This window comes from Sphingomonas phyllosphaerae, from assembly GCA_036946405.1.
GTDB classification, from domain to species: domain Bacteria; phylum Pseudomonadota; class Alphaproteobacteria; order Sphingomonadales; family Sphingomonadaceae; genus Sphingomonas; species Sphingomonas phyllosphaerae_D.
Genome location: JAQIJC010000001.1, coordinates 23,481 through 46,039 on the forward strand (window position 1 = coordinate 23,481; position 22,559 = coordinate 46,039).

General features: G+C 68.2%; 23 protein-coding genes, 1 tRNA gene and 1 pseudogene. 18 read left to right on the forward strand and 7 right to left on the reverse strand.

Translation table 11 applies throughout. The features are described 5' to 3' along the window. Positions 1 to 9 precede the first annotated feature (9 nt). Together PGN12_00120 and aat are read left to right on the forward strand one after the other, a co-directional pair. The gene (locus PGN12_00120; protein MEH3102301.1) at positions 10 to 717 is read left to right on the forward strand and encodes a ParA family protein; all 708 of its coding nucleotides are present in this window, start codon (positions 10 to 12) and stop codon (positions 715 to 717) included. Next, on the forward strand, positions 714 to 1,439 hold the full coding sequence (gene aat / locus PGN12_00125; protein MEH3102302.1) for a leucyl/phenylalanyl-tRNA--protein transferase: 726 nt from the start codon (positions 714 to 716) through the stop codon (positions 1,437 to 1,439). The genes PGN12_00120 and aat overlap by 4 nt, the downstream gene beginning before the upstream one ends. Before the next feature lie 35 nt (positions 1,440 to 1,474). Here aat and PGN12_00130 read toward each other — a convergent pair. The 4 genes and pseudogenes from PGN12_00130 to PGN12_00145 form a co-directional block, all read right to left on the reverse strand. Then, positions 1,475 to 1,708 (reverse strand): annotated as a pseudogene (locus PGN12_00130) (DUF2155 domain-containing protein). A 218-nt stretch (positions 1,709 to 1,926) separates the two neighbouring features. Further along, on the reverse strand, positions 1,927 to 2,322 hold the full coding sequence (locus PGN12_00135; GenBank protein ID MEH3102303.1) for an NADH:ubiquinone oxidoreductase subunit NDUFA12: 396 nt from the start codon (positions 2,320 to 2,322) through the stop codon (positions 1,927 to 1,929). A 48-nt stretch (positions 2,323 to 2,370) separates the two neighbouring features. Next, complete coding sequence (locus PGN12_00140; protein ID MEH3102304.1) at positions 2,371 to 2,952, reverse strand: cold shock domain-containing protein; 582 nt, start codon at positions 2,950 to 2,952, stop codon at positions 2,371 to 2,373. Between the two features lie 74 nt (positions 2,953 to 3,026). Then, positions 3,027 to 3,578, reverse strand: a complete 552-nt coding sequence (locus PGN12_00145) for a regulatory protein RecX (GenBank protein MEH3102305.1) — start codon at positions 3,576 to 3,578, stop codon at positions 3,027 to 3,029. A 126-nt stretch (positions 3,579 to 3,704) separates the two neighbouring features. On the opposite strand from PGN12_00145, the gene PGN12_00150 reads away from it, so the two are divergent. The 6 genes from PGN12_00150 to nusG all read left to right on the forward strand — a co-directional run bounded on the left by PGN12_00150 (position 3,705) and on the right by nusG (position 9,631). After that, positions 3,705 to 5,468 (forward strand): fatty acyl-AMP ligase, encoded by a 1,764-nt coding sequence (locus PGN12_00150; GenBank protein MEH3102306.1) that lies wholly within the window; start codon positions 3,705 to 3,707, stop codon positions 5,466 to 5,468. A gap of 281 nt (positions 5,469 to 5,749) precedes the next feature. Continuing rightward, positions 5,750 to 8,101 (forward strand): EAL domain-containing protein, encoded by a 2,352-nt coding sequence (locus PGN12_00155; protein ID MEH3102307.1) that lies wholly within the window; start codon positions 5,750 to 5,752, stop codon positions 8,099 to 8,101. A 60-nt stretch (positions 8,102 to 8,161) separates the two neighbouring features. Next, a tRNA-Trp gene (locus tag PGN12_00160) sits at positions 8,162 to 8,237 on the forward strand. A 190-nt stretch (positions 8,238 to 8,427) separates the two neighbouring features. Further along, the gene (locus tag PGN12_00165) at positions 8,428 to 8,577 is read left to right on the forward strand and encodes a hypothetical protein (GenBank protein MEH3102308.1); all 150 of its coding nucleotides are present in this window, start codon (positions 8,428 to 8,430) and stop codon (positions 8,575 to 8,577) included. Between the two features lie 302 nt (positions 8,578 to 8,879). Next, positions 8,880 to 9,077, forward strand: coding sequence for a preprotein translocase subunit SecE (secE, locus tag PGN12_00170; protein MEH3102309.1), 198 nt, complete (start codon positions 8,880 to 8,882; stop codon positions 9,075 to 9,077). Between the two features lie 17 nt (positions 9,078 to 9,094). Further along, positions 9,095 to 9,631 (forward strand): transcription termination/antitermination protein NusG, encoded by a 537-nt coding sequence (nusG, locus tag PGN12_00175; GenBank protein MEH3102310.1) that lies wholly within the window; start codon positions 9,095 to 9,097, stop codon positions 9,629 to 9,631. A 513-nt stretch (positions 9,632 to 10,144) separates the two neighbouring features. On the opposite strand, the gene PGN12_00180 is transcribed toward nusG, so the two are convergent. Beyond that, positions 10,145 to 11,041, reverse strand: a complete 897-nt coding sequence (locus tag PGN12_00180) for a helix-turn-helix domain-containing protein (protein ID MEH3102311.1) — start codon at positions 11,039 to 11,041, stop codon at positions 10,145 to 10,147. A gap of 313 nt (positions 11,042 to 11,354) precedes the next feature. Here PGN12_00180 and rplK point away from each other — a divergent pair, with 313 nt between their 5' ends. From rplK to dapF, 5 genes are all read left to right on the forward strand, one after another. Continuing rightward, on the forward strand, positions 11,355 to 11,786 hold the full coding sequence (gene rplK / locus PGN12_00185; GenBank protein MEH3102312.1) for a 50S ribosomal protein L11: 432 nt from the start codon (positions 11,355 to 11,357) through the stop codon (positions 11,784 to 11,786). Positions 11,787 to 11,790: 4 nt separating this feature from the next. Next, positions 11,791 to 12,483, forward strand: coding sequence for a 50S ribosomal protein L1 (gene rplA / locus PGN12_00190; protein MEH3102313.1), 693 nt, complete (start codon positions 11,791 to 11,793; stop codon positions 12,481 to 12,483). 344 nt (positions 12,484 to 12,827) lie between these two features. Next, positions 12,828 to 13,991, forward strand: a complete 1,164-nt coding sequence (locus tag PGN12_00195) for an alpha-hydroxy-acid oxidizing protein (GenBank protein ID MEH3102314.1) — start codon at positions 12,828 to 12,830, stop codon at positions 13,989 to 13,991. A gap of 64 nt (positions 13,992 to 14,055) precedes the next feature. Continuing rightward, entirely contained in the window at positions 14,056 to 14,508 is a 453-nt protein-coding gene (locus tag PGN12_00200) for a DUF6456 domain-containing protein (GenBank protein ID MEH3102315.1), read from the forward strand. Positions 14,509 to 14,548: 40 nt separating this feature from the next. Beyond that, positions 14,549 to 15,493 carry a diaminopimelate epimerase gene (gene dapF, locus PGN12_00205; GenBank protein ID MEH3102316.1) on the forward strand — a complete coding sequence of 315 codons (945 nt, stop codon included), beginning with the start codon at positions 14,549 to 14,551 and terminating at the stop codon, positions 15,491 to 15,493. Positions 15,494 to 15,521: 28 nt separating this feature from the next. Here dapF and PGN12_00210 read toward each other — a convergent pair whose 3' ends face one another. Beyond that, on the reverse strand, positions 15,522 to 17,111 hold the full coding sequence (locus tag PGN12_00210) for a glycoside hydrolase family 43 protein (GenBank protein MEH3102317.1): 1,590 nt from the start codon (positions 17,109 to 17,111) through the stop codon (positions 15,522 to 15,524). After that, positions 17,108 to 18,349, reverse strand: coding sequence for an MFS transporter (locus PGN12_00215; protein ID MEH3102318.1), 1,242 nt, complete (start codon positions 18,347 to 18,349; stop codon positions 17,108 to 17,110). Before PGN12_00215 ends, PGN12_00210 begins: the two co-directional genes overlap by 4 nt. A 314-nt stretch (positions 18,350 to 18,663) precedes the next feature. Between PGN12_00215 and PGN12_00220 the strand changes: the two genes are divergently transcribed. The 5 genes from PGN12_00220 to PGN12_00240 all read left to right on the forward strand — a co-directional run bounded on the left by PGN12_00220 (position 18,664) and on the right by PGN12_00240 (position 22,542). Then, entirely contained in the window at positions 18,664 to 19,701 is a 1,038-nt protein-coding gene (locus PGN12_00220) for a LacI family DNA-binding transcriptional regulator (GenBank protein MEH3102319.1), read from the forward strand. A 78-nt stretch (positions 19,702 to 19,779) separates the two neighbouring features. Then, positions 19,780 to 20,568, forward strand: a complete 789-nt coding sequence (locus PGN12_00225) for a DUF1206 domain-containing protein (protein ID MEH3102320.1) — start codon at positions 19,780 to 19,782, stop codon at positions 20,566 to 20,568. 32 nt (positions 20,569 to 20,600) lie between these two features. Next, on the forward strand, positions 20,601 to 20,963 hold the full coding sequence (locus PGN12_00230; protein MEH3102321.1) for a hypothetical protein: 363 nt from the start codon (positions 20,601 to 20,603) through the stop codon (positions 20,961 to 20,963). 64 nt (positions 20,964 to 21,027) lie between these two features. Then, on the forward strand, positions 21,028 to 21,879 hold the full coding sequence (gene asd, locus PGN12_00235; protein ID MEH3102322.1) for an archaetidylserine decarboxylase: 852 nt from the start codon (positions 21,028 to 21,030) through the stop codon (positions 21,877 to 21,879). Positions 21,880 to 22,074: 195 nt separating this feature from the next. Beyond that, on the forward strand, positions 22,075 to 22,542 hold the full coding sequence (locus PGN12_00240; protein ID MEH3102323.1) for an FKBP-type peptidyl-prolyl cis-trans isomerase: 468 nt from the start codon (positions 22,075 to 22,077) through the stop codon (positions 22,540 to 22,542). The last annotated feature ends 17 nt before the right edge of the window (positions 22,543 to 22,559 follow it).

The following is a 22,559-nucleotide window of genomic DNA, read 5'->3' on the forward strand; positions in this document are numbered from 1 at the left end:
GTCCTGCGTATGACGACGGTGGCGATCTACAGCGTGAAGGGGGGCGTCGGAAAAACGACGCTCGCGATCAATCTGGCGTGGTGCGCGGCGACGCTGTCGGCGCGGCGCACATTGTTGTGGGACCTCGATCCGCAGGCGTCCGCCACCTGGGCGCTTGGCGATGGCCGCGCCCATGACCGCGCCGGCGCGCTGTTCGCGAAGGGCGTGTCGCCCACCAAGCTGATTACCCCGACCGCATTCGATCGGCTCGACCTGCTCCCCGCCGACGCCTCGCTGCGCGAGCTCAACCACCAGCTGCGCGAACTCGACAAGAAGCGCCGGCTGCGCAAGCTGATCGCCGAGCTGGGCGATCACGACACCGTGGTGCTCGATTGCCCGCCCGGCTTGACCGAAACCGCCGATCAGGTGGTGCGCGCCGCCGATTTGCTGGTGGTGCCGGTGGTCCCCTCCGCTCTCTCGCAACAGGCGTTCGCGACGCTCGATCGCGAGTTCGGCGGGCAGGTGCCGATCCTGCCGGTGCACGTAATGGTCGATCGTCGCCGCGCGCTCCACGCCGAGGCGCTCGCGCGCAACGCCGATTGGCCGGTGATTCCGATGGCGAGCGCGGTGGAGAATGCCACGGCGCAACGGGTGCCGGTCGGCGTGGCGGCACCGCGCAGCGTCGCGGCGACCGCCTTCGCGCACTTGTGGCGAACGATCGAGCAGCGGCGGGCTTGACCAGTCCGGGGACACTCGACCCGGGGCTGTTGCTCGGTGCCTATTCGGTCGGCGTGTTCCCGATGGCCGACAGCCGCGACGCGGCCAGCATCTATTGGGTGGAGCCGCGCCGCCGCGCGATCCTGCCGCTCGACGGCTTCCATCTGTCGCGCTCGCTGCGCCGCGTGATCGCCGGCGACCGCTTCCGCGTTACCGTCGATCGGGCGTTCGGCCAGATCATCGCCTTGTGCGCCGAGGCGGCGGAGGATCGTCCGGACACATGGATCAACGCGATGATCGAGGAAGCGTTCGTGCGCCTCCACGCGCTGGGGCACGCCCATTCGGTCGAATGCTGGGACGGCGACCGGCTGGTCGGCGGGCTCTACGGGCTGGCGGTCGGCCGCGCCTTTTTCGGGGAGAGCATGGTCAGCCGCGCGACGAATGCGTCGAAGGTCGCGATCGCCTCGCTGGTCGCCCGCTTGCGCGTCGGCGGCTTCTCGCTGCTCGACTGCCAGTTCATGACCGCCCACCTCGCCTCGCTCGGCGCGCAGGAGATCGACCGCGCCGATTACATGGAATTGCTGGGCGCGGCGCTTTCCTCGACCGGCTCGTCGGCGGCCTCGTCTTCGGCAGCCGGAGCGGATGCCGCGGCGGGCGACTTCTTCGCGCTCGACACCCTGGCCGGCGCGGACGGCGCGGTGCCCGGGAAGGTGGTGGCGCAACTTCTCGTCCACACGTCATAGACCGGGTGGATGACGACGTTGAGCGCGGGACGTTCCTTGTAGAGCCAGCCCGAAAAGACGCGGCGCCAGTGCGAGTCAGCGCCGCGCACGTCGAGCTGGACGAACGCACCGGTCAGCTGCTCGGGCTCCCAGGGCGCGGTCCGCTCACAGGCGCGCAGCCGCACGATCACGTCGCCGACGCGCCCCGCTTGGCCAGGCCGGAGCGTCAGCTCGCGGCTGATGCCGTTGCGCTTGTTGAGCAGCCTCAGCACCGCGACGCGCTGCGCCATCGGCGTGGTGCCGGCATCGACGGCAGCCTCCTGCGCATCGTCACGCACCTCGTCGGCGGCGGGGGACGGCGCGGCGTCGGGCAGCGTGTCCGGCACCGCCTTGCTCACGATCGGCGCGTCGCGCGACGGCGCACGCGGGTCCGGGCGGAAGCTCAGCCCCGCCCAGGTCACCCCAGCTGCCGCCACCAGAACCAGCCCGCCGATCGCGAGCGGACGCTTCACGCGTCGGGGCTCCATGCCTCGTAATCGCCGGTCGCGGCGGCGCGCTGGCCACCCTTCTCCAGCGCCCCTTGCGGGCGATAGGCGAAGGCGGTGCCGGTCATATTGGGCACGGCCGGCTTTTCCCATTGCCGCGGCGCGGGCAGCACGTCGGTGGGCACGCCGTCGACCTGGCGATGAAGCCAGCCATACCATTCCGGCGGCACGCGGCTGACGTCGTTGGCGCCCGCGTAGATCACCCAGCGGCGCGGCTCGCCGGCGGTATCGCGGCCACCCTCCCAATAGGTGTTGCCGAGATAATCCTCGCCCACCTGACGCTTGCCGCGCAGGCCGTAGAGGATGGTGCCCCAGCTTGCGCCGTTCCACCAGGTGAAGGGGTTGAGATTGATGCCCATCGTGGCGCCTCGCTTACCCGCGTGCGCGCGCCCGTTCAATGCCCCGATTCACTCGGCCGCCGCGACACCGACCGCCAGCGGCCCCTTGCGCCCCTGCACTACCCGAGCGCGCAACCGCTGTTCGGGCTCGACATCCGCGATCCCGGCGCGGCGCAACGTCTCCATATGGACGAAGATGTCGCCGGGCCGCGCCAGCGCGACCAGAAAGCCGTAGCCCTTGATGCGGTTGAACCATTTGACGCTGACCTCTTCCCACTGTGCCTGTGCGGCGGCATCGTCGGGTGCGAGTTCGGGCGCCAGTCGTTCCCGATCGCGGTCGCGCACCGTCTCCGCGGCGGCGGCGAGATCGAGCGTGGAGATTTCGGTCGCCTGCCACCCGCGCGGCCCCTGCGCGGCCAGTCCCTCCAGCCGCGTCCCCTCGGGCAGGGTGCGGCGGCCGTACGCCTGCAAGACGCTGAAATGCAGCAGCACGTCGCCCATCGCCGCATCGTCGGGGACGATGAAGCCGAACCCGCGGGTGGCATCGAACCATTTCAACACGCCCGAGAGCGCGACCGCGGGCGACAGGCCCCCGGTCGTTTCGGCGTGAAGTTCAACGCCTTCGCTCGATGTGCCAGGCCCGTCGTGCACGTCGCGTCCTGCCCCTTTTCATGCCCGGTTCACATCGGTGCACTGCACCATGATTGAAAGCAAGCCGGGATATGTCAGTCTATTTCGGGAATCTCGCCCGGCGCGCTGTCCACCACGCGTCGTGCGGTACGCGAGTCATGCCCGGCGCGCAGCAGCGCGGCCAGATGCCGCTCGCGTTCGCGCGGCTCGGCACGCGTCGCGGCGAACGGCCCGATCCGCTTGCGCCGCGCAAGCCGCAACGCACTGTCGAGCGCGGCGGCGCGCCCCTCCTCCACCGCGGGCGCGCGATCTTCCTCGTCGAGCCCGGCCGCGCGCAGCGTCTCGGCAACACGTCGCGCACCATAGCCACGTCGTGCCAGCGACGCGCCTTTCTGCTCGGCGAAACGCCGGTCGTCGACATAGCCGGCGTCGGCCATCCGCTCCGCCACCGCGCGCGGATCGACCGGCGCCCCTTCCCAGCCGCGCTCACGGATCTTGCGCGTGAGATAATCGCACAGCTTGCCGCGCGAGGTCGCGAACCGCTCGACATAGCGCAACGCCAGCCGCTCCAGCGCCGCGGCGTCCAGCGGGGGCGGTGCGCGGCGCGATCCGCGCGCGGTCGAACGGGTCGCAGAGGAAGGTATCAGGGCCACGCCTTGATTGTGCCACACTGACCGTGGATTCTAATGCTCAAAATTTTAACATCTCCGGCAAACCGCCATTTTTGCCGGTCAACCATTGCGCACGCATGACAGGTGCGACAGGAACACAGGATGACGATCGACCTCGCCACGATGACCGCCCCCGCGACGGTTGCGCCGACGGCCACCCCGACCGAGGACCGGCTGCCGCGCCGCTTCTCGGATTTCGCGACGCTGGGCGAGGCACTCGATTACGCCGCCTCCGGCGTGCGCGGGCTCAACTTCCACGATGCGCGCGGCACGCTGGTACGTAGCTACCCCTTCGCGCAGCTTCGCGCCGATGCGCACGATGCGGCGTTGCGGCTGGTCGCCGCCGATGTAGCGCCGGGTGACCGCGTCGCGCTGATCGCCGAGACGAGTGCCGAGTTCGCTGCGCTGTTCTTCGGGACGGTGCTCGCCGGGGCGTGGCCGGTGCCGTTGCCGCTGCCGACCTCGTTCGGGGGCCGCGAGTCCTATATCGACCAGTTGCGGGTCCAGCTGGCGAGCTGCGATCCGAAGCTGCTGATCTATCCGGAAGAGCTGGCGCAGATGGCCGGTGCTGCCGCCGAGGCATCGGGGGTGACCGGGATCGACTGGGTCGCGTTCGCGACGCACCCTGCCCCCCCGGCGGACCTGCCCGCCGCCAGCGCCGACGACGTCTGCTACCTGCAATATTCCAGCGGCTCGACCCGCTTCCCGCACGGCGTCGCGGTGACGCACCGTGCGCTGCTCAGCAACCTCGCCGCCCATGCACATGGGATGCAGATCGCCGAGACCGATCGCTGCATCTCGTGGCTGCCGTGGTATCACGACATGGGTCTGGTCGGCTGCTTCCTGTCGCCGCTCGCCAATCAGGTGTCGACCGATTACCTGAAGACCGAGGATTTCGCGCGCCGCCCGCTGTCGTGGCTCGACCTCATCAGCCGCAACCAAGGCACCTCGCTCAGCTATTCGCCGACCTTCGGCTATGACATTTGCGCGCGCCGCATCTCGTCGCAGACCAAGGCGTCGGACCGCTTCGACCTGTCGCGCTGGCGCGTCGCGGGCAATGGCGCGGACATGATCCGCCCGGACGTGATGCAGGCGTTCGTCGACGCCTTCGCGGATGCCGGCTTCCAGGCGACCGCCTTCCTGCCCAGCTACGGCCTCGCCGAAGCGACGCTCGCCGTGTCGCTGATGCCGCCGGGCGAGGGTATTCGGGTCGAGCTGGTCGAGGAAACCGAGCTGTCGGGGATGCACCACGGCGAGGATCGCCCGCAGCGTTATCGCGCGATCGTGAACTGCGGCAAGGCGGTGCGCGACATGGAGATCCAGGTCCGCGAGGAAGACGGCATGCCGTTGCCGGACGGCGCGATCGGCAAGGTCTGGTGCCGCGGCCCGAGCGTCATGGTCGGCTATTTCCGCGATCAGGCGTCGACCGATGCCTGTCTGGTCGATGGCTGGCTCGATACCGGCGACATGGGGTATATGTCGGATGGCTATATCTTCATCGTCGGCCGCGCCAAGGACATGATCATCATCAACGGCCGCAACCACTGGCCGCAGGACATCGAATGGGCGGTCGAGCAACTGCCCGGCTTCAAGGCCGGCGATATCGCCGCTTTCGCGATCACGGCGCCCGGCGGCGAAGAAACCCCCGCCGTGCTGGTGCAATGCCGCAGCTCGGACGAGGCCGAGCGTGTCCGGCTGCGCGACGAGATCCGGGATCGGGTGCGATCGGTCACGGGCATGAACTGCGTCGTCGAACTGATCCCGCCGCGCACGCTGCCGCGCACCAGTTCGGGCAAGCTCAGCCGTGCCAAGGCCCGCAACCTGTATCTGGCGGGCGAGATCAAGCCCTACGATCTGGCGGCCTGACCGGGCCCGTCGTAGGGTTTGATCCTTCCCGCTTGAACCATCTCCCGCCGTCACCCCGGACTGGTTCCAGGATCCACCGTCCCGCAAGAGCAACCGCCTGTACGCCGCGGAACGGTGGATGCCGGAACGAGTCCGGCATGACGGGTGACGGCCCCACTTCAGCTTCGATGGATTACGCTCGAAGCGTTCTCACCGAGTGTGGCGCGGGCGGGCGAACGGGAATGTCGGTCCGCCCGTGACGGGCAACGCTTCGTCAACCAGCGCGCGTGTAGGATGGTCCGGTGACCACCTTCTCCGCCTCGCCGCTGGCGCATCAACCGCCGCTTTCCGCGCTGTTCGGGCTGAGCAACGGCGACGATCCCGATCTCTGGGGGCGGATTCGTGCCGCGCAGCTGCTCGCGGCGCGGCAGCGTGCGTTATTGTTGCTGGCGGCAAATCTGACCGGCAGCGCGCTGGTCGTCATGCTGCTCGAATCCTGCGTGCCGGCGCTGTGGCTGGCGATCTGGCTGGTCGCGATCGGCGCCGGCGCGGTGGTCACCACCGTCCGGCGGCTGCGGAGCCCGAACCAGGCCGGCGGCTATGCCGATCTCGCCGCACTGCGCGCACCCGTCGGCGAAGCCTCGGTGATGGCGCTGATCTGGTGCGTCGTGCCGCTGCTATTCGGCGCGCATCTCCACGTCACCACCGTGCTCGCGATGCATGTCGTGCTCGCCGTGCTGATGGCGGCCTATGCAATGGCATCGGTGTCGGTGCCGCTGGCGACGTTCGTGTTCATCGGCGCGGTCTCGCTGGCCGGGGCGCTCGTCCTGCTGGTCACCGGCCATTACGCGGTCGCGGTCGCCGACCTGCTGTTCGCCACCTTGCTGTGCCTCGGGACGTTCGATCGCGCGCGTGCGCTGGCGATGCTGCACACCGCGGGGGTGACGCTGGCCGACCGGGACGGCACGATCGGGTTGTTGCTGCGCGATTTCGACGAATCTTCTCCCGACTGGCTGTGGCAGACCGACGCGTCGCGTCGGATCGTCGCGCCGAGTGCGCGCTTCGCCGCAGCCTGCGGTGTCGAGCGTGGCGCACTGGAAGGGCGCCCGCTGCTGGAGGTGCTGGCCGGTGCGGGCTGGGACAGCGGACAGGTCGCGCCGGTGCTCCGCGACCTTGCGGTGCGGCTGCGCAATCGTGAGGCGATCCGCGACCTGACCCTGCCGGTGACGGTGACGGGCGAGCAACGCTGGTGGCGGATCGCCGCCTCGCCGCGCCGCGATGCCGATGGCCATTTCGGCGGCTTCCGGGGGGTCGCCTCGGACGTCACCGAAGAGCGCGCCTCCGCCGAGAAGATCGAGCGGTTGGCGCGGTTCGACACGCTGACCGGCCTGCCCAACCGTTTGTCGGTGAACGAGGCACTAGCCGAGGCGGTCGCCCATGCCGAGCGCGAGCGGGCGCGTTGCGCGTTGATGATGATCGACCTCGATCGTTTCAAGGCGGTCAACGACACGCTCGGGCACCCGGTCGGCGACCGGCTGCTCGGCCGGGTGTCGGAGCGGCTGGCGACGCTGCTCGCTGATCGCGAGATCGTCGGACGGCTGGGCGGGGACGAATTCGCGGTCGTCGTGCGCGACGCCTCCGATCCGCTCCGCGTCGAGCGGCTGGCGCGCGCGATCATCGAGACGCTGTCGCGTCCCTATGAGGTCGATCAGCACACGCTGTACATCGGCGCATCGGTCGGTGTCGCGATGTCGCCGCGCGACGGGCGCAGCGCCGAAACGCTGATCCGCTCCGCCGACCTCGCGCTCTATCGCTCGAAGGATCGGGGCGGCGGCGTCTTCCACGCCTACGAACCGCAATTGCACGCCGAGGCGGAGGAACGCCGCGTGCTCGAAATGGCGCTGCGCCGCGCGCTCGAGAACGAGGAATTGTCGCTCGACTATCAACCGGTCGTCGACGCGCGCACCGGCGCGCTGCGCGGGTTCGAGGCGCTGCTGCGCTGGCGGCACCCGGGCTTCGGACAGATCCCCCCGTCCAAGTTCATCCCGATCGCGGAAGAGGCGCGGCTGATCGCGTCGATCGGCGAATGGGTGGTGCGGACGGCGTGCGCCGAAGCCGCGGCATGGCCGGACGGCGTGCACGTCGCGGTGAACGTCTCGCCCGAGCAGCTGCACAATCCGCACTTCGTCACCATCGTCGCCGAGGCGCTGGCGGACAGCGGCCTGCCCGCGCGCCGGCTCGAGCTGGAGGTGACCGAAAGCGTGTTCCTGCGCGAAGGCACCGGCGCGACGCGGGTGCTGGGGGATATCCAGGCGCTGGGCGTGGGGCTCAGCCTCGACGATTTCGGCACCGGCTATTCCTCGCTCGGCTATCTCAGCTCGACGCGATTCTCTTCGATCAAGATCGACCGCAGCTTCGTCCAGACCGCCGCCGCGGGCCGGGTCGAGGCGATCGCGATCATCCGCGCGGTGGTCGCGATGGCCGACAGTCTCGACATGACCACCACCGCCGAAGGCGTCGAAACCGAAACCGAGTTGCGGCTGGTGCAGGAACTGGGCTGTCGCAGCATCCAGGGCTATTACTTCGGCCGTCCGCTTCCGGTGGCGGAGGCGCGCGCGCTGGCGATGCGTCATCTTCACACACAGGCCGCGTGAACGGCGATCGAGCAATCGCTTGACGAACGCTGCCAATCCGTTCAACAGCAGCGCCCACACAGGAGTGTAGCTCAGTTGGTAGAGCATCGGTCTCCAAAACCGAGGGCCGTGGGTTCGAGTCCCCCCACTCCTGCCAGAAACCTTTTGTAAACCCGGAGCCAATACGCCGCTTGCGTGTTGTGCCGCACAGCGCCATAGCGCGAACTGGGTTCAAGTCACTCAAGGGAGTTCTACCATGCGTTCGATCCTCGCCGGCGCCGCTGCGCTCAGCCTCATCGCCACCCCGGCGCTCGCCGCGACCAGCAACCCGGCCGCCAGCCTGTCGGTTGCGCAGTCGCGCGCCGCGACCCCCGTCGGCCAAGAAGAGCGAGCTGGCCGGTGCCGGCCTGTTCGGCGCCATCATCGCGGCCGGCATCGCCGCGATCGGCGTGATCGCGATCGTCAACGACAGCAACGACGATTCCGACAGCAACTGATCGGACGCGCATGCGGCCTGAGGGCTGCATGCGGTGATCGTGAAGAGGGTCGGGCGCCACGCGCGCCCGACCCTTTTTCGTGTCACGACGGCGGCTGGTCGGGACAGCGGCGGCACGCCGGCCGGACAGCAAGCTGCCCCGCTTGCCTTTTGTCGAGCACGATCCTATGTCCGATGGCATATCCGACATCGCGGAAGGCTTGCCGACCGCTTCCCGGTTTCGGACCGGGCAGCGGTAGCGATCCTATGCCGGGACTTCATTTACAGGCTCAACCGGGCCAGGGCTCAACGAAGGCGCATTTCGTGGCGAAGACGACCCCGATCGAATTCATCCGTCAGGTGCGGACCGAGACCGCGAAGGTCGTCTGGCCGACCGGACGCGAAACGGTGATGACCGGCGTGATGGTCGTCATCATGACGACCGTGCTCGCGCTGTTCTTCCTCTCGGTCGATTCGATCTTCAACGCCGTCGTGAAGGCGTTGCTGAGCCTGGCGCAGTAAGGACGGAATTCCAAAAGATGGCGCGCTGGTACATCATCCACGCCTACTCGGGCTTCGAGGGCAAGGTCCGCGATTCGATCATGTCGGAGGCCACGCGCATGGGCCTCGAACAGCTGGTCGAGCAGATCGAGGTGCCGACCGAGACGGTCACCGAGGCGCGCCGCGGCAAGAAGATCGCGGTAGAGCGCAAGTTCATGCCGGGCTATGTCCTCGCCAAGCTGGCGATGAACGACGACGTCTACCACCTCGTCAAGAACACGCCCAAGGTCACCGGCTTCCTCGGCTCGTCGGGCAAGCCGCAGCCGATCTCGGATGCCGAGGCGGCGCGGATGCTCAACTCGAAGGAAGAGGCCGCCGCCGCGCCGAAGACCAAGGTCAAGGTCGATTACGAGATCGGCGATGCGGTCAAGGTGCTGGAGGGCCCGTTCGCCAGCTTCAACGGGACGGTCGAGGAACTCGACTTCGACAAGTCGAAGGTCAAGGTCTCGGTCAGCATCTTCGGCCGTGCGACGCCGGTCGAGCTGGATTTCGAACAGGTCGAGCGCAGCAAGTAATCCGGCGTTCGTCGCTCCGGATTTGATCCGGGCGACGGTTATTGCCGTTCGAGCCGATGGTTCACCGTTTCTCGTCATTGCGAGCGTAGCGAAGCAATCCAGGGCGTTCTGATACGGCACTGGATTGTTTCGCTACGCTCGCAATGACGTTTTCGCCGCTGATGTTTGATCCACCCGGCCTGAACCATTTCCCATCGTCACCCCGGCGAAGGCCGGGGCCCAGTTGGGAAGGCCCGCGAAATAAGGCGCTACCTCCATCATCAGCGTCCCCCAACTGGGCCCCGGCCTTCGCCGGGGTGACGCTTCAGCTTAAATGGATCACACCCTAGAGCGTTACCGCACCAAGTTGGATCATCGGCACGGAGGAGATTTTGGTGTGGTGCGAGGCGTGAGGAGGGAGCGATGCAAAAGCATCGTGACCGACGAGCAACGCGGCATCACACCGAAAGCGCCCCGCCGCGCAGCGGTCGCCCGCAGGGCGATGACGGTGGTTCAACTTGGTCCGGTAACGCTCTAAACCCCCGCCCCCGCGCCGCCGGCCTCCCCCGCTCCTGCCTCGTCACGCCACGGCGCCGCGATCACATGCGGCGCGAGGTCGACACGCTTGCGTTGCTGTCGCACCTCCAGCCCCGGTGTGAACAGCATGGTCTGCGATCGACGGAATTGCGCAGGGGTCATGCCGACGAACTGCCGGAACTCGCGATTGAGGTGCGACGCGTCATAGAAGCGCAACTCGGCCAGTTCGTCGGCGGTCGGCACCGCCAGCCCGCGCATTACCGCCGCCATGTCGAGGAAGCGACTGCGGCGGAGCACCGTCTTGGGCAGATGCCCGAAATGCGCGCGCACCGTGCGATCGAGCCGCCGCCCCGACATCCCGACCTCCGCCGCGATCTCCGCCACCGGGCGCACGGGATCGATCCGCGCGATCCGCTCGAAGGTGGCGCTGACCGGATCGGTCGGCGTGGCGCGCACGATCACGCGTTCGAGCACCACCTGCTCCAGCCGCGCGAACGTCTGTTCGTGATCGTAGATATCCTCGGTCGCCCAGCGCAGCGCTGCGCCCCAGTCGCCACCGATCGGCGCCAGCCGGTCCGCCATCCGGTCGGCGCTCTCCTCGCAGAACGAGAACCATGCGCCGGGCCGGATCATGAAGCCTGCCGCGACGATCGGCCCGCGGCAGCGCACCGCGAACCGTCGCTCCTGCGCGCCGAACAGCATCGGCCCTTCATAGCCGACCCACCGGTCGTCGATCAGCGTCTCCCAGGCGCCCAGCACGGGCACGCGGACATAAGCGTTTTCGTGGAGCAGGAAATCGTCGAGCATCGCATCCGCAGGCCGCTCGATGATCGTCACGAAGAAGCGCGCGATATGATCGGCAAGCGCGGTCGTCGGCGTGCGACTCAGCGACAACGGCGCGCCGCCGAGAGATGCACCAGTACGCGGAATCGCCCCACCCATTGTTGGTGGCTACGACAACCAGCACGATTGCGGCAGCAAAAAGCCGATCGTGATTAATCAATGTTAGTCCATTGTGTCGTCAGCGCCACAGGTGCGGCGACGCGGCGGTTGCACTTTCCGGAACGATCCGCTAACGGCCCACGCTTCCCTGTCATCATCGACCTGGAACGTGCGGGAGGGCGTCGCCATGGCGACGCCCGGACGAACCGCTAGACTTGAACCGGGCGCTGGCGGCGACGCCACGCCCCGTAACAGAGTGAGACGCATGGCAAAGAAGATCACAGGCTATATCAAGCTGCAGGTCCCGGCCGGTTCCGCCAACCCCTCGCCGCCGATCGGTCCGGCGCTGGGTCAGCGCGGCGTGAACATCATGGAATTCTGCAAGGCGTTCAACGCGCAGACCGGCGAGATGGAGAAGGGCGCGCCCCTCCCCACCGTCATCACCGTCTATGCCGACCGCTCCTTTTCGTTCGTGACGAAGACGCCGCCGGCGACCTTCCTCATCAAGAAGGCGGCGAACCTGAAGTCGGGCTCGAAGGAGCCGGGCAAGGTGTCGGCGGGCAAGATCAAGCGGTCGCAGCTGGCCGAGATCGCGCAGACGAAGATGAAGGATCTGAACGCCAACGACATCGACGCGGCGACCAAGATCATCGAAGGCTCGGCCCGCGCGATGGGCCTCGAAGTGGTGGAGGGCTGAGATCATGGCGAAGCTGACCAAGAAGCAGAAGGCCATCACGATCGATCGTGAGAAGCTGCACGGCGTCGACGAGGCGATCGCGCTGGCGAAGTCGGGGGCGACCGCGAAGTTCGACGAGACGATCGAGGTCGCGCTGAACCTCGGCGTCGATCCGCGTCACGCCGACCAGATGGTCCGTGGCGTCGTCACGTTGCCGGCCGGCACCGGCAAGACGGTGCGCGTCGGCGTGTTCGCGCGCGGTGCGAAGGCCGACGAGGCGCGTGCCGCCGGTGCGGACGTCGTCGGTGCCGAGGACCTGATGGAAACCATCCAGGGCGGCACGATCGACTTCGATCGCTGCATCGCGACCCCGGACATGATGGGCGTCGTCGGTCGCCTCGGCAAGGTGCTGGGCCCCAAGGGCCTGATGCCGAACCCGAAGCTGGGCACGGTGACCATGAACGTCGCGGAAGCCGTCAAGGCGGCCAAGGGCGGTCAGGTCGAGTATCGCGTCGAGAAGGCGGGCATCATCCACTCGGGGATCGGCAAGGCGTCGTTCGCGCAGGAAGACCTGCGTCGCAACTTCGACGCGCTGGTCGACGCGGTGGTGAAGGCCAAGCCATCGGGCGCGAAGGGCAAGTATGTCCGCAAGGTCGCCGTCAGCTCGACGATGGGCCCGGGCATCAAGGTCGACACCGCGGAAGTCGCGGGGGCTTAAGCCCGACGCGACCGATGTGGTGAGAACAGCCGGCGTGCTCGCGAGAGTGCGCCGGCTTTTTCGTGTTTGTTTTGGGCACAGGCGCGTCGGAGCATGGGGCGACTGGATCGACGAAGGCCACAGACATGGGCCCCTGCCTTCGCAGGGGCGACGGTGCCTCAATCAGCCGTCGCCCCTGCGCAGGCAGCGGCCCATGTCTCTCTCGTCCCACGCCACGCCGCATCGCCCGCGACATGCATGGGTCAGACCTGAGAATTCCCCGTCCTTCCAACGCTCCACCCGTCGCATCCTCATCGACAAGCCTGCCGCCGCCCGGCACTCTCCGCCGCCATACGGAGAGGATCATGCCGCACTACGGCGACTATCAGAACGCGATCTATTTCGCGGGCCTCTCGGGGATCGTGCCCGAATGGCCGGTCGATCACGCCGGCCTGCGCGCGCGGGCGGAGGCGCATTGGCCGGCTTCGGTGCGCGACTATGTCCAGGGCGGCTGCGGGGACGAGCGGACGCAGGAAGTCAACGCGACCGCCTTCGCGCATTGGGGCATGGTCCCGCGGATGATGGTCGATACCGCAACCCGCGATTTATCCACGACATTGTTCGGGCACGCGCTGCCCTCCCCGCTGTTCATGGCGCCGATCGGCGTCAACGGCATCTGCACCGATGACGGGCACGGCGACCTTGCCGCCGCACAGGCGGCGGCGGAGACGGGGGTGCCGTTCTGCGCCTCGACGCTCGCCAACGATCCGCTGGAGGCGGTGCGCGCGGCGTGCGGCGCAACTCCGGCGCTTTTTCAACTCTATACCTCGCGCAACGAGGATGTCGCCGCCAGCATCGTCGCGCGAGCCGAAGCGGCGGGATATGCGGCGCTTGTGGTGACGCTCGACACCTGGGTGACCGGCTGGCGGCCGCGCGATCTCAACACCGGCAATTTCCCGCAACTGCGCGGCCATGTGCTCGCCAACTACTTTACCGATCCAGCGTTTCGCGCGCTGCTCCCCCGACCGCCCGAGGAGGATCCGCAGGCCGCGGTCGCGACCTGGGCGGCGACGTTCGGGCGCGTGCTGACGTGGGACGACATGGCGTGGCTCCGGTCGCTGACGAAGTTGCCGATCGTTCTCAAGGGCATCTGCCACCCCGACGACGCACGCCGCGCGATCGATCGCGGGGTCGACGGCATCTACGTCTCCAACCATGGCGGGCGGCAGGCGAACGGTGGGATTGCGGCGATCGACCTTCTCCCGGCGGTCGCCGAGGCGGTGGCGGGGCGGGTGCCGGTGCTGTTCGACAGCGGGGTGCGATCCGGCACCGACGTCGTCAAGGCGGTGGCGCTCGGTGCCGATTTCGTCGGCCTCGGGCGACCTTATTGCTACGGATTAGCCCTTGGTGGCGCGGCAGGGTGCGCGCATGTGCTCAAATGCGTGCTCGCCGAGGCCGATCTGTTGATGGCGGTGAACGGTTGGCCGACCTTGTCCGCGATCCGCGCGGCCGGTGCCCGCCGCGTCTGAACGCGCTGTCCTACATCCTCCAACATCTGCCAGCCCGATCGCATCGACAGGCACGGAGCAGATGATGCAGGATCTGGTGGAGCAGACGATCGACGCGCAGGGCCGGCGCGGCACGGGCGGCGGACGGCGCGTGACCGTCAACCGCCGCGAATCGCCGCTCGCGTGGCTCGCCGCGCGACAGCTGGTGACCGCCCGCCAGAACGAGGCCGGCGAGCGGTTGCAAGCCGACTATGAGCGTGCCGCACTCGCCCCGGCGGTGACGATGCGCTGGACCCCGCGGGTCGATGGCGGCGGCGGGCAGGCTGAGCCGGCGGTCGCGCAGCTCGCCGCCAAGCGGCGCTTCGACGCCGCGATCGCCGCGGTCGGCCCCGGCCTGTCCGACGTGCTGTGGCGCGTGGTGTGCGCGGGCGAGACACTGCCCGACAGCGAGCGGGCGCTCGGCTGGCCGACCCGCAGCGGAAGGCTGGTGCTGACGCTCGCGCTGGATCGGCTCGCCCATCACTACGGTCTGCGCTGACCCTCTTGCCGCGCGCGCCGCGCGTCAGCAGATAGGGCGGATGGAAATCCGCTTCATCAAATGCCACGGCTCGGGCAACGACTTCCCGCTGGTCGACGGGCGCACACTGACGCTGTCGGAGACGGAATGGGCGCAACTGGCGCGCGCGCTCGCCGACCGTAGCGGGCCGGTCGGCGGCGATGGCCTGCTGGTGCTGACGGCAGGCGACGCACAGGCGGCGTTCGGGATGCGGATGTTCAACAGCGACGGATCGGAGGCGGAGACCTGCCTCAACGGCCTGCGCTGTGTGGCGCGCGCCGGCTTCGAGGCGCTCGGGATCGCGCGGGCGACCGCGAAGCTCAAGACCAGCCACGCCGCGGTCGCGCACGCCAAGCCGCTCGCCGCGGATGTTTATACCGTAGAGGAGACGGCCGGCCCGGCGACGCTCGACCTCGCGCAATGGCCGCTGACAGGCGCGGGTGCGCGGCTGATCGATGCCCCGCTCGCGATGCTGTCCGGCGGGCGGCGCTTCACCGCGGTCGCGATGCCCAACCCGCATCTCGTGACGTTCGTCGACGCGGTCGATGAGGGCGAATTGGTCGCGATCGGGCAAGTCTGCGAGGCCGCGCCGTCATGGCTGCCGAATCGCGCCAACGTCTCGTTCGTCGAGGTGCGCGATGCGCACACGTTGTTCGTGCGCACCTTCGAGCGCGGCGTCGGGCTGACCGACAGTTGCGGCAGCGCGATGGCCGCCTCCACCTATGCGGCGTGCCTGACCGGGCGGATCGCCTTCGATCGGGAGGTGACGGTGCTCAACCGCGGCGGGCTGGTGCGCGCACGCGCGACCGAAGCGGCGATGGTGACGCTGCACGGCAATGCGACATGGGAGTGGGACGGCGTCGTCGCGGTCGATCTGGCGCAGGCGCGCGCGGGGGACCTGCGCGTACTACGGCATTACGATGCGGAGATCGCGGCGTGGGCGCGTGTCGCGGACGGGGTACGCTGACCGGCGTCCGCTTCGCCTGTGGGTCTGCTCAGCGCTCGATATAGTCGAAATAGCCGAAATCCGCCGGTCGCCCGCTTCCCGACATATCCTGACAGGCGATCCCCACGAAGCCGCCCGTGAAGTTCGGCAACCCCGCCAGCGTCGCCTCGTCGGACAGCAGGCTGGCGTCGAACGTCTCGTCCAGCCACTGCCAGTCCGCCGCCCCCGCCGCCCGGAACGCGAAGCGCATCGCTTCATGATCGACCGCGACGCGTAGCGCGATCGGGCCGTCGTCGACAGGGATCGGCGCGGACAAGGTGGTGCATCCCTCGCCCACCGGCAGCACCGACAGCACCTGTAACAGCCGCCGCCCGGCATCGTCGGCGGTGAGGTGCAGGAAGTGGAATTTGGTCGAGTTGTAATAGCAGACCAGCCCCGCGGCCTGCTGGAAATGTTCGGGAACGAAATCGACCAGCGTCTCCGCATGATAGCGGAACGCCTGTTGGCGGCGCGCCACCAATGCCTGTTCGAAGAGGCTGCCGATCGTCTCGCGCCCGTACAGCCGCAGATGACCGGGACGCGCGGTCAGGCTGAACAGCCGCTCCGGCCGGGGCGTGCGCAGCCACTGGAACGCCTCGGGCAGCGCGGGGCCGGCGAACGCCTCTCGCGTCACCACCGGCGGCGTCGCGCGCGCAGGTCCGGGCACCTCGCCTTGCGGCGCGGCCGGGCGCAGCCAGTCGTCCGCCCCCCATGTCATCGGCTGGATCGCGGTTTCGCGTCCCAGCACGCAGCGATCGCTGACCGGCAGCGGCCGACCGCACAGATACGCCAGCCACGTCTCGCCCGTAGGCGTGTCAACCAGATCGCCGTGCCCGGTGCGTTGCAGCTCCGCCTCGGGCCGGTCGCGCGCGGTCAGCACCGGGCCGTCGGGATGGACCTCATACGGGCCGAACAGGCTGCGCGCGCGCGCCATCACCACCGCGTGACCGCGCTCGGTCCCGCCCTCCGCCACCAGCAGATGATACCAGCCATTGCGCTTGTAGAGATGCGGCCCCTCGGTGAAGCCGAGCGGCGTCCCCTCGAAGATGACGCGCCGCGCGCCGATCAACCGCCCGGCGGTCAGGTCGATCTCCTGTGCGACGATCCCGCCGAACCGCTTCCGGTCGGGTCGGTGATCCCACAGCATGTTGAGCAGCCAGCTGCGCCCGTCGTCGTCGTGGAACAGCGCTGGGTCGAAGCCGCTGCTGTTCAGATGTACCGGATCCGACCACTCACCGTCGATGCGGTCGCTCCACACCCAGTAATTGTGGAAGTCGCGCAACGACACGCCCCGCGCGCCGTCGACGGTCGTCCGGCCATAGCGTTTCACGTCGGTGTAGATCAGGTGAAAGCGGCCGTTCGCATGACTGAGGTCGGGCGCCCACACCCCGCACGAATCCGGATTGCCGCGCATGTCGAGCTGCGACGCGCGGTTCAACGGACGCGCGACGAGCGACCAGTTCGCCAGATCGCGCGAATGGTGGATCTGCACGCCCGGAAACCATTCGAAGGTCGAGGTGGCGATGTAATAATCGCCGCCGACGCGGACGATCGACGGGTCGGGATTGAACCCGCGCAGGATGGGAGTGTGGAGGGTCATGCCGGCTTTCGGATCAGGGTCCACAACAAGGCCGCCCCGACGAGGTCGAGCAGCCCGAGGATGACGAAGAATGGTTGATAGCCGACGCTGTCGACCATCGACCCCAGCACCAAGGTGAAGATCAACACGCCGAGGTTGGCCGCGGTGCCCGAAACCCCCGTCGCGGTCGCCACCTGATCCTGCGGGAACAGGTCGGAGGCCATGGTGATGACGGTCACCGACAAGGTCTGATGCGCGAAGCCGCCGAGGCTCAGCAGCGCCACCGCCGCCAGCGGGCTGCTCGCGGTGCCGACGAACATCATGCCGGTCATCAGCAACGCGCCCAGCGTAAAGGCGCCGCGCCGCGCATCGATCAGGTCGACCCCGCGTCGTTGCAGCCACGCCACCACCGCCGGGCCGAACAGACATCCGAGATCGGCGGCAAGGAACGGCAACCACGCGAACATCGCGATCTGCGTCAGGTCGAAATGCCGCGCCTGCACCAGATACAGCGGCATCCACAGCGACAACATGCCCCAGACCGGATCGGCGAGGAACCGCGTCGCGGCGATCGTCCACAAATTGCGGCGGCGGAGCAGCTCGCGCAGCGGCGGTCGCCGCCGGTGCCGCGCCAGCGCCGGCTCCTGCCCGGCGACGATCAACCTCTGTTCGTCGGCGGTGATCGCGCGGTGGCGCTGCGGCGGCGCATACCACGCCAGCCACAGGACAACCCACGCCAGCCCCAGCCCGCCGGCGACGAAGAAGGCGGCACGCCAGCTGTGGTGGAACACCGCCCATGCCACCAGCATCGGCGCGAAGACCGCGCCGAACGACGCACCGATCTGGTAGATGCCGCCGGCCAGCCCGCGCTCGCGCGCCGGAAACCATTCCGCGACGACCTTCATCCCGGCGGGCTGCGCCGATCCCTCGACCAGCCCGAGCGCACCGCGCAGCCCCGCGAACCCCAGCCAGCCGGTCGCCAGCCCGTGCCCCATCGTGATGAGCGACCAGATCGCGACGAACAGCGTGAAACCGACCTTCAACCCGATCAGGTCGAGCAGATATCCCGCGACCGGCTGAAACATGATCCCGAACTGGAACGCCCCGGTGATCCACGAATATTGTTCGGACGAGATGCCCTGTTCGGTCATGATCGCGGGCGCCGCGACCCCCAGGATGCTGCGCGCGAGATAATTGATGACCATCGCGCCGACGAACAGCCCGATGATCGTCCAGCGTATCGACCGAAACCGCCTCAACCCGCTTCCCCGCCTTAGGTAACGTTACCAATGCGGTGGTAGGCGTTATCAGTCTGCGTGCGCAAGGGGCATCAGGCCAAAGCCCCTCCTCTTCAGGGGAGGGGTTGGGGTGGGGGAGTCCCAAGCGCAGCTCTCGGTGATACAGGGCCCCACCCCTACCCCTCCCCTGAAGGGGAGGGGGAAGTCGCCGCGACGACATTTCCCTAGCCCAATATCACCCCCCCCCTCCCACAACTTGCATATTGACGATCCGCGGATGCGCAAGGCACGTCTTGCTGCGTTCCACGATCCCCACCGCTCACGCAGGGAAAAGCTTGCCCCATTCCACCCGGCGACGTCGCGGCGTCACGATCATCGACGTGGCCAAACATGCCGGCGTTTCGCCGATGTCGGTGTCGCGCGTCATCAACGGCGATGCCGGGGTGCGCGAGGGAACGCGCGCGATCATCAACGAGGCGATCAAGGCGTTGAACTACACGCCCAACCTCATGGCGCGCAGCCTCGTCACCTCGCGCGAGATCCGCATCGGCGTGATCTATTCCAACCCCAGCGCCGCGTTCATGAGCGACTTTCTCGCCGGTGTGTTCGAAGAGGCGTCGAGCCGCGCGGCGCAATTGATCCTGCTCAAGGGCGAGAGCGGCGGCGCGCCCTCGCCCGAGGCGATCGACCGCTTGCTCGGCGCCGGGATCGGCGGGGTGATCCTCGCGCCGCCGCTGGGCGAGAGCGCAGGGGTTCGCGCGGTGCTGCACGAGGCGCGCGTGCCGGTCGCGCTGGTCGGCGCGCGCGCGGACGACGCGATCTCGGTCGGGATCGACGATCGACAGGCGGCCTATGACATGACCCGCCACCTGATCGGTCTGGGGCATCGCCGATTGGGGTTCGTCGTCGGCAATACCGACCAACAGGCCAGCACCGCCCGGCTCGACGGCTTCCATGCGGCGATCGACGCGGCCGGCGGTGTCGAGGCGCAGGTCGTGCCGGGCGACTTCAGCTATGCCTCCGGCCTGCTGGCCGGAGAGCGATTGCTCGACGGCCCGGCCCCGCCGACCGCGATCTTCGCGAGCAACGACGATATGGCGGCGGCGATCGTCTCGGTCGCGCATCGCCGACACCTCGACGTGCCGGGTGACCTGACGGTCACCGGCTTCGACGACACGACCGCGGCAGTCACTTTATGGCCGCCGCTGACCACGATCCGCCAGCCCGTCCAGCAACTCGCCGCCGAGGCGTTGCAATTGCTGATCCGCGAGATGCGGGCCGGCGCGCCGCTTCCCGGCAGCGAGCGGTCGCGGGTGCTGGCGCACCGGCTGATCGAGCGCGAGTCCACCGCGCCGCCGATGCGCCGCCCGTAACGGGCAAACGCCGTCAAGCCGTTGCTATGCTGGAACGACATCGGCTGGTCATTGTTCTCCTGACGTAAGGGAGATTGCATGAACGCCAGCGCGCGCCTGACGGCCTTGACCCGCATCGGCTTCGCGACGCGCGGCCTGCTCTATATCGTGATCGCCCTGCTGATCCTGCGCACCGGGCGGGCCGAGGATCCCAGTGGCGCCATCGAATATCTCGGGCGAGGCGGCGGGCAGGTCCTGCTCGGCATCATCGCGGCCGGGTTGCTCGCTTATGGCATCTGGCGTCTGGCCGACGCAGCGCTCGATATCGAGCGTCACGGCACCGACCGCAAAGGCGTCGCCGAGCGGGTCGGCGCCGGGGTCAGCGGCGCGATCCACCTGCTGCTCGCGTGGCAGTCGGTCCAGCTGATACGCGGCGCGGCGCTGTCGGGCGACGGCACGCAGGAAAGCGCCCGCACCGCCATGCAACTCCCCGGCGGCTGGGCGCTGGTGCTGATCGGCGCGGCGGTGCTCGGCGTGCTGGGGATCGTTCAGCTCACCAAGGCAGTCAAAGGCTCGTTCCTGCGCTACCTCGCCCCGTCGGTCGCGCGCCATCCGTGGGTGCAGTGGAGCGGCCGCGCCGGCTATGCGGCACGCGGTCTGGTGTTCCTCATCAGCGGCTATCTGCTCGCGCGCGCCGGCGTCGCGGAACAGGCGAGCGAGGCCGGCGGCATGGCGCGGGTGCTGTCGTGGCTGACCAGCCCGTTCGACCTGATCGTCGGTGTCGGCCTGTTCGCCTTCGGGCTGTTCAGCCTCATTGAGGCACGCTACCGACAATTGCACGACGTTCCCGTCGATGCTGCGGTCCGGCGCGCGACCAGCTGGCAATAATGGCCGCTATTTTGGGCGGCAAGGATGTACCGATGAGCGTGACGGCGGCACCATGGGACCCCGATCGGGTCCGGACGTGGCTCGAACGTCGCGCCGCCGCTGCGCGGCTCGACCAGGCCGCCGCGGACCGGCGCGGCTACGAAGCGCAAGGCGATTATGACGACGCGGCGGCCGAGGAATGGGTCTGCCGCGCGCTGCTGTCGGGCGGAAACGCCGGCGATAAAGCTCTTTTCGCCTCGCATATCAAGGCGTTGCTCGGGCAGGAGGAACATCGGGTGACCGGCATCAACGACGATCGTCGTTTCGAACGGAGCGTCCGCGCGCAACTCCGCAAGATCGCCAAGATGACGAAAACCAACGATGGCTTTGATAAAACGCTGCGATATCAGCGCTGAGGTCTGTGAGGTCGACACAGGTTGCGATCACATTACAACGGCGCGTCGTCGTTTCGAGGTGCCGATGTCCGATCGCCTGAAGGTTCTGGCCCAATATCTGCTGCCAAAGCAGCGCCTTACCACCTTCGCCGGGCGGGTCGCGCAAGCGAAAGGCGGTGCGGCGACGACACGACTGATCCGCTGGTTCGTCGCTCGCTACGCCGTCGACATGAACGAAGCCGCCGAGCCGGACATCGCCAACTATAAGACGTTCAACGATTTTTTCACGCGCCCTCTTAAGTCCGGCCTGCGTCCGATCGCGCGCGCCGACTTCGTCTGCCCCGTGGATGGCACGATCAGCCAGTTCGGCGCGATCGACGATCATCACCTGCTGCAAGCCAAGGGCCATCGTTTCACCACCACGCAATTGCTGGGCGGCGATGCGACGCTGGCCGCGCGGTTCCGCCATGGCAGCTTCGCCAATTTGTATTTGTCGCCAAGCGATTACCACCGCCTGCACATGCCCTGCGATGGCCGGTTGACGCGCATGATCTACGTGCCCGGGAAGCTTTTCTCGGTGAACCCGGTCACCGCGCGCGGCGTGCCGAACTTGTTCGCGCGCAACGAACGCGTGGTGTGCGTCTTCGAGTCCGAGGAACATGGCCCGTTCGTCATGGTGCTGGTCGGCGCGACGATCGTCGGCAGCATGGCGACCGTCTGGCATGGCGTCGTCAATCCGCGGCGCACCGGCCGGCCGTCCGAGTGGACGTACGAGAGCGAAAACATCGCTTTGAAAAAAGGCGATGAAATGGGTCGCTTCCTCCTCGGATCGACCGTCGTGATGCTGTGGCAACCGGACGCGATCGTGTTCAACGACGACTGGCGACCCGAGCGGCAGGTGCGGTTGGGGGAGACGATGGGGCATCGGCCCGCCTGAGCCGGCGGCGCGACCGACGCAACGAACGACGTGGCGCCGATCGCGCGCCTTGCCTATAGCGGCGGCATGTCACCTCATTCGCGCAACGCGCCTCATCTTTTCCTCGCTGCGATCCTTCCGGTGCTCGCAATGCCGATCTCCGCCACCGCGGCCACACCTCCGCAGCCAAAGCCACGATCCGCGCCAGCGGCTCCCGTGCGGGCCGACAATGCGATCATCCCGTTGCCGCTGAACCCGGTCGTTCCCGCCGGACAGCGGCTGTGTTCGACCATGTCTGCGGCCGGTCTGGGCTCGACGACGCTGCGTGCCGGCACCGGTGCGAAGCCGACCGCCGGCGATGTCGTGCTGGTGAACTATATCGGCTATCTCACGCAGACCGGGGCGGTTTTCGACCAGGGGATGCAATCGCCATTGCCGGTCGACGGTGTGATCCCGGGGTTTTCGCAAGGCCTGCAGACGATGGCGCGCGGCGCGGTCGCGCGCTTCTGCATCCCTGCTGCTTTGGGCTACGGCGCTCGCGCGTCAGGGCCGATCCCGGCCAACGCCGATCTGGTCTTCCAGGTCGAGTTGCTCGACTTCAAGACAGCCGCCGAGGTGGAAAGCATGAACCGCGCGCAAACCGGCGACACTGCGCCGCGGCAGGACGCACCGCCGCAGCCGTAAAGCCGGGCCGTCAAAGG

What these genes read in the sequence shown, in the direction of transcription:
- nusG (MEH3102310.1), top strand. Translation starts at nt 9,095, where the DNA reads ATGGCGCGCTGGTACATCATCCACGCCTACTCGGGCTTCGAGGGCAAG.
- asd (MEH3102322.1), top strand. Translation starts at nt 21,028, where the DNA reads ATGTCCGATCGCCTGAAGGTTCTGGCCCAATATCTGCTGCCAAAGCAG.
- PGN12_00225 (MEH3102320.1), top strand. Translation starts at nt 19,780, where the DNA reads ATGAACGCCAGCGCGCGCCTGACGGCCTTGACCCGCATCGGCTTCGCG.
- PGN12_00150 (MEH3102306.1), top strand. Translation starts at nt 3,705, where the DNA reads ATGACGATCGACCTCGCCACGATGACCGCCCCCGCGACGGTTGCGCCG.
- PGN12_00230 (MEH3102321.1), top strand. Translation starts at nt 20,601, where the DNA reads ATGAGCGTGACGGCGGCACCATGGGACCCCGATCGGGTCCGGACGTGG.
- dapF (MEH3102316.1), top strand. Translation starts at nt 14,549, where the DNA reads ATGGAAATCCGCTTCATCAAATGCCACGGCTCGGGCAACGACTTCCCG.
- PGN12_00135 (MEH3102303.1), bottom strand. Translation starts at nt 2,322, where the DNA reads ATGGGCATCAATCTCAACCCCTTCACCTGGTGGAACGGCGCAAGCTGG.
- rplK (MEH3102312.1), top strand. Translation starts at nt 11,355, where the DNA reads ATGGCAAAGAAGATCACAGGCTATATCAAGCTGCAGGTCCCGGCCGGT.
- PGN12_00120 (MEH3102301.1), top strand. Translation starts at nt 10, where the DNA reads ATGACGACGGTGGCGATCTACAGCGTGAAGGGGGGCGTCGGAAAAACG.
- PGN12_00210 (MEH3102317.1), bottom strand. Translation starts at nt 17,111, where the DNA reads ATGACCCTCCACACTCCCATCCTGCGCGGGTTCAATCCCGACCCGTCG.
- rplA (MEH3102313.1), top strand. Translation starts at nt 11,791, where the DNA reads ATGGCGAAGCTGACCAAGAAGCAGAAGGCCATCACGATCGATCGTGAG.
- PGN12_00195 (MEH3102314.1), top strand. Translation starts at nt 12,828, where the DNA reads ATGCCGCACTACGGCGACTATCAGAACGCGATCTATTTCGCGGGCCTC.
- PGN12_00200 (MEH3102315.1), top strand. Translation starts at nt 14,056, where the DNA reads ATGCAGGATCTGGTGGAGCAGACGATCGACGCGCAGGGCCGGCGCGGC.